The following is a 4784-nucleotide window of genomic DNA, read 5'->3' on the forward strand; positions in this document are numbered from 1 at the left end:
GCCCCGGACAGCGCCTCCGCCGCGCTGTCCGGGGCCTCGACCAGGGAGCCCACGGTGTGTCCGTGGACGACGGGGGCGTCCGAGGAGAACGCGTCGAGCACAGAGGGCGGGATCGACGCGGAGGACTCCAGCTCTCCCGACAGGATGACGACGAGGCGGGCCCCTTGGACCACGGCCAGCGCGTGCCGGTCGGACGAGACGGCGGCCCTGTGGACGGCGGGTACCGAGGCGAGACCCAGGTCCTCCCTCGGGGTCCCGATGATGACCGTGGCCGCGGTCGTCGGATCCCAGTTCAGTGCGGAGGCACCGGAGATGAGATCCGCGTGCCGGTCCCCGCGGACCACGGCGTCGACGATCATCGCCTCCATGCGCGTGTCCCACGCGCCGCGGTTCTCCGCCGCCGCGGCGTACACGGAGGCCGCGGTGAACCCCAGCTCGCGGCCGAACTTCAGGACCGCTGCGATCATCAGGCCGCGCTGTCGCTCGTTGTGGGTGATCCGGGGCATCACCAGCTCGAAGTACTCGAGGGTCGAGCGCACGAGCTGCACCGTCTGTTGCAGGGTGAGCCCCTGACCGACGCCCTTGGGTAGCAACTTGAAACCGGCGATGGTGTCGGTGTGCGGGGCCTCGGGGTTGCGCACCCACGTGACGAAGTCACGGACCGCGCTCTGGATGATCAGCTGGATCTCCGCCCGCTGGTCCGCCGACAGTTCGGCGAAGAACGGCAGTTCCTGCTCCAGTGCGCGGACCGCCTCGGTGGACAGGGTCCCCGAGTACCGCGTGATGCGCTTGAGGAGAGCGTCGGAGACCGGCCTGTCGTCCGGCGGCGTGGACGACCGCCGCCGGACGCGCTCCGGCTGCCTCTCCCCGGTGGCGGGGTCGGACGTCTCGGTCACGCCACTCCGGGATCCGTCGTCGGCTCGGGAGCGGCCATGACGTCGTCGATCCGGTACTGCCGCGCGGCCTCGAGGAGGGTGACCTTCTCGATGGCGCCCTCGCGGACGAGCCCCGCCAGCACGGCGACGACGATCGACTCGGCGTCGGTGTTGAAGTAGCGACGAGCGGCCGGCCGGGTGTCGGAGAACCCGAACCCGTCGCAGCCCAGAACCGTGAAGTCACCGGGGACCCAGGCGCGGATCTGGTCCGGCACCGCCTTCTGGAAGTCGCTCACCGCGACCTTGGGCCCTTCGGCCTCGGCCAGCGCCGCCGCGACGAACGGGGTGCGCGGCTGCTGATCCGGGTGGCGCAGGGCGTGTCGCTCACACTCGAAACCGTCGCGGGCCAGCTCGGTCCAGGAGGTCGCGGACCACAGGTCGGCCGCGACGTCCCAGTCCTCGGCGAGCATCCGCTGCGCGTCGACCGCCGCGTACATGGCCACCCCCGAGGCGAGGATGGCGGCCTTGTGGGTGCCGGACTCGGCCGCCCGGAACCGGTACAGGCCCCGCAGCAGCGCGTCGGCGTCGAGATCCTCCGGCTCGGCCGGCTGCGGAACGGGCTCGTTGTACAGGGTGATGTAGTACGAGACGTTGCGGTCGATGCCGTCGGTCTCCGTCTCGTGGGCGGAACCCGGCCCGTACATCCGCTCGACGCCGGCACGCATGATGTGCGCGACCTCGTAGGCCCAGGCGGGGTCGTAGGAGATGATCCCAGGGTTGGTCGCCGCCAGTAGCGGGGAGTGTCCGTCCATGTGCTGGAGGCCCTCGCCGGTGAGGGTCGTGCGGCCGGCGGTGGCGCCGAGCAGGAAGCCCCGGGCGAGCTGGTCGGCGGCCGCCCAGATCGCGTCGCCGGTCCGCTGGAAGCCGAACATCGAGTAGAAGATGTACAGCGGGATCATCGGCTCGCCGTGGGTGGCGTATGCGGTTCCGGCGGCCGTGAACTCGGCGACCGAACCGGCCTCGCTGATGCCCTCGTGCATGATCTGGCCGTTCTTGGCCTCCTTGTAGCTCAGCATGAGCTCGTGGTCGACCGAGGTGTAGTTCTGGCCGTGCGGGTTGTAGATCTTCAGCGTCGGGAACCACGAGTCCATGCCGAAGGTGCGGGCCTCGTCCGGGATGATGGGCACGAAACGGTCACGCAGCGACTCGTCGCGCATGAGCTCCTTGGCGGTTCGCACGAGCGCCATCGTCGTGGCCACGGCCTGCTTGCCCGAGCCCTTGCGCAGCGACTTCAGGGCGTCGATGTCGGGCACGTTCAGCGGGGTGAAGGTCTGCCGCCGCTCGGGCACGTGACCGCCCAGCGCGGCACGGCGGTCCAGCATGTACCTGATCTCGGGGGAGTTCGGACCCGGGTTGTAGTACGGCGGCTGGGCGGGGTCGGCCTCGAGCTCCTCGTCGGTGATCGGGATCTGCTGCTTGTCGCGGAACAGCTTGAGGTCGTCGAGCGTCAGCTTCTTCATCTGGTGGGTCGCGTTGCGCCCCTCGAAGTTCTGACCCAGCCCGAAGCCCTTGATGGTGTGGGCCAGGATCACGGTCGGCTGACCGCTGTGCTCGAGCGCGGCCTTGTACGCGGCGTGGATCTTGCGGTAGTCGTGCCCGCCGCGGCGCAGGTCCCAGATCTCCTCGTCCGTCATGTCCTCGACGAGCTTGGCGGTGCGGGGGTCGCGGCCGAAGAAGTGCTCGCGGACGTAGGCGCCGTCGTTGGCCTTGAACGTCTGGTAGTCACCGTCCGAGACGGAGTTCATCAGCGAGACGAGCGCGCCCTCGGTGTCCTTCTCGAACAGCGCGTCCCACTCGCGGCCCCAGACGACCTTGATGACGTTCCAGCCGGCGCCGTTGAAGTAGGACTCCAGCTCCTGGACGATCTGGCCGTTGCCGCGGACGGGCCCGTCGAGCCGCTGGAGGTTGCAGTTGATGACGAAGGTGAGGTTGTCCAGCGCGTCGTTGGCCGCGATCTGCAGCGCGCCGCGCGACTCGACCTCGTCCATCTCACCGTCGCCGAGGAACGCCCAGACGTGCTGCTGGGAGGTGTCCTTGATGCCGCGGTTGTGCAGGTAGCGGTTGAACCGCGCCTGGTAGATGGCGTTGATGGGACCGAGACCCATCGAGACGGTCGGGAACTCCCAGAACTCGGGCATCGAGCGGGGATGGGGGTAGGAGGGCAGGGACCGACCCGGGTGGCTCTTCTCCTGCCGGAAGCCGTCGAGATCGTGCTCGCGGAGCCGACCCTCGAGGTACGCGCGGGCGTACATGCCGGGGGAGGCGTGGCCCTGGAAGAAGACGTGGTCACCGCCGCCGGGATGGTCCTTGCCGCGGAAGAAGTGGTTGTAGCCCACCTCGTAGAGCGGCGCCGCGCCCGCGTAGGTCGAGATGTGCCCGCCCACGCCGATGCCGGGGCGCTGGGCGCGGTGGACCATGATGGCGGCGTTCCAGCGGATCCACCGGCGGTAGGTACGCTCCACCGCCTCGTCGCCCGGGAACTCCGGCTCGAGGCTGGTGGGGATCGTGTTGACGTAGTCCGTGGAGGTGAGCGCCGGGAGCGGTACGCGTTGTTTCGAGGCACGTTCGAGCAGCCGCAGCATCAGGTAGCGAGCCCGCTCGGGCCCGGCCTCGGCGAGCAGACCGTCGAGCGAATCCATCCACTCCTGGGTCTCCTCGGGATCGGAGTCCGCCAGGTAGGACGCGACGCCCTCGCGGAGGACCGGCACGTTGGTGGGTGCGGAACCGTTCCGGGGGCCTGCGTTCTCGGTCATGCTTCTCGTCCTCACTTCTGTGATTCGTACCGCGGCGGCCCGGTGGGGCCACCACTCGTCGGTACAGCGTCGGGCCCGCACCGCGGTCCACGGGTGTGTGGCGGACCGCGTCGGGCTCGGACCGGGCCACCGTCGGCCCGTCGTTTCCGATTGTGCCCCAAAGCGTGACCCGCGACACCGTCGCGGGATGCCCCGCGCCGGTAAATGGGCGGTAGCCGTTTCCCCGGTGCCTGTCCGCGGGTAGTGTTCCTGGTCAGCGAAAGTCCTCGATGAACTACCTCGATGGACTACTCGGAACAGAGGGAGGAACACCACGGTGGTCGCCGCGGCGAACCAGCAGGACGGAGCGGACCAGGTCGCTGGTCAGCTCGATCTGACGGAGGGCATGCTCGTTCAGGAGGTCGGATGGGATTCCGACTGCGACGAGTCGATCAGCGAGGCCGTCGAGGACGCCGTCGGATCGGAGCTGCTGGAGGAGGACACCGATGAGGTGGTCGACGCGGTGTTGCTCTGGTGGCGGGACGGTGACGGGGACCTCGTGGATCGGCTGATGGACGTCGTCACGCCGCTCGCGGACGAGGGGTCCGTCTGGGTCCTCACCCCCAAAACGGGGCGTGACGGGCACGTGGAGCCCGCCGTGATCGCGGAGTCCGCCCAGACCGCGGGGATGCTCCAGACCCGGACGGCGGCCATCGGGGACTGGGTCGGCAGCCGGCTCGCCCTCCGCAAGAACAGCATGCCGCGGAAGTAGGGCGGGGACCCCGGGAGCTCCGCGCCCGCCCCGCGGGGAGGCGCGGCCCACGGTGGGATACTCTGAGCCGCGCCGGCGCCCGTGAGGCGCTGGCGTACGCGCGCGTAGCTCAGCGGTTAGAGCTCTGGTCTTACACACCAGCGGTCGGGGGTTCGATTCCCTCCGCGCGCACCCCATGGACACCTCTCGCGCCTGCGGCATCGCCCTGGGCTTCCTCGTCGACGCGGCGCTGGCCGACCCCTCGAGGTGGCATCCGGTGGCCGGCTTCGGCGCGGTGGCCTCGCGCGTGGAGGGACTGCTCCATCCGCGCGCCGACGCTGGTGACGCCCACGCGGCCGCGGGTGC

General features: G+C 69.9%; 3 protein-coding genes and 1 tRNA gene. 2 read left to right on the forward strand and 2 right to left on the reverse strand.

Translation table 11 applies throughout. The features are described from left to right. Both HMPREF3086_RS14530 and aceE read right to left on the reverse strand, forming a co-directional pair. A partial coding sequence (locus HMPREF3086_RS14530; RefSeq protein ID WP_070722585.1) for a PucR family transcriptional regulator occupies positions 1-896 on the reverse strand: 896 nt, incomplete at its 3' end. Next, positions 893-3688 carry a pyruvate dehydrogenase (acetyl-transferring), homodimeric type gene (gene aceE, locus HMPREF3086_RS14535; protein WP_070722587.1) on the reverse strand — a complete coding sequence of 932 codons (2796 nt, stop codon included), beginning with the start codon at positions 3686-3688 and terminating at the stop codon, positions 893-895. The genes aceE and HMPREF3086_RS14530, both read right to left, overlap by 4 nt. Positions 3689-4004: 316 nt before the next feature. On the opposite strand from aceE, the gene HMPREF3086_RS14540 reads away from it, so the two are divergent. Together HMPREF3086_RS14540 and HMPREF3086_RS14545 are read left to right on the forward strand one after the other, a co-directional pair. Further along, positions 4005-4439: a DUF3052 domain-containing protein gene (locus HMPREF3086_RS14540; RefSeq protein ID WP_007628241.1), complete on the forward strand. Its 435-nt coding sequence runs from the start codon at positions 4005-4007 to the stop codon at positions 4437-4439. A gap of 98 nt (positions 4440-4537) precedes the next feature. After that, positions 4538-4610 (forward strand) — tRNA-Val (locus HMPREF3086_RS14545). Positions 4611-4784 lie beyond the last annotated feature (174 nt).

The sequence above is a fragment of the Dietzia sp. HMSC21D01 genome (assembly GCF_001815995.1).
Lineage (GTDB): Bacteria > Actinomycetota > Actinomycetes > Mycobacteriales > Mycobacteriaceae > Dietzia > Dietzia cinnamea.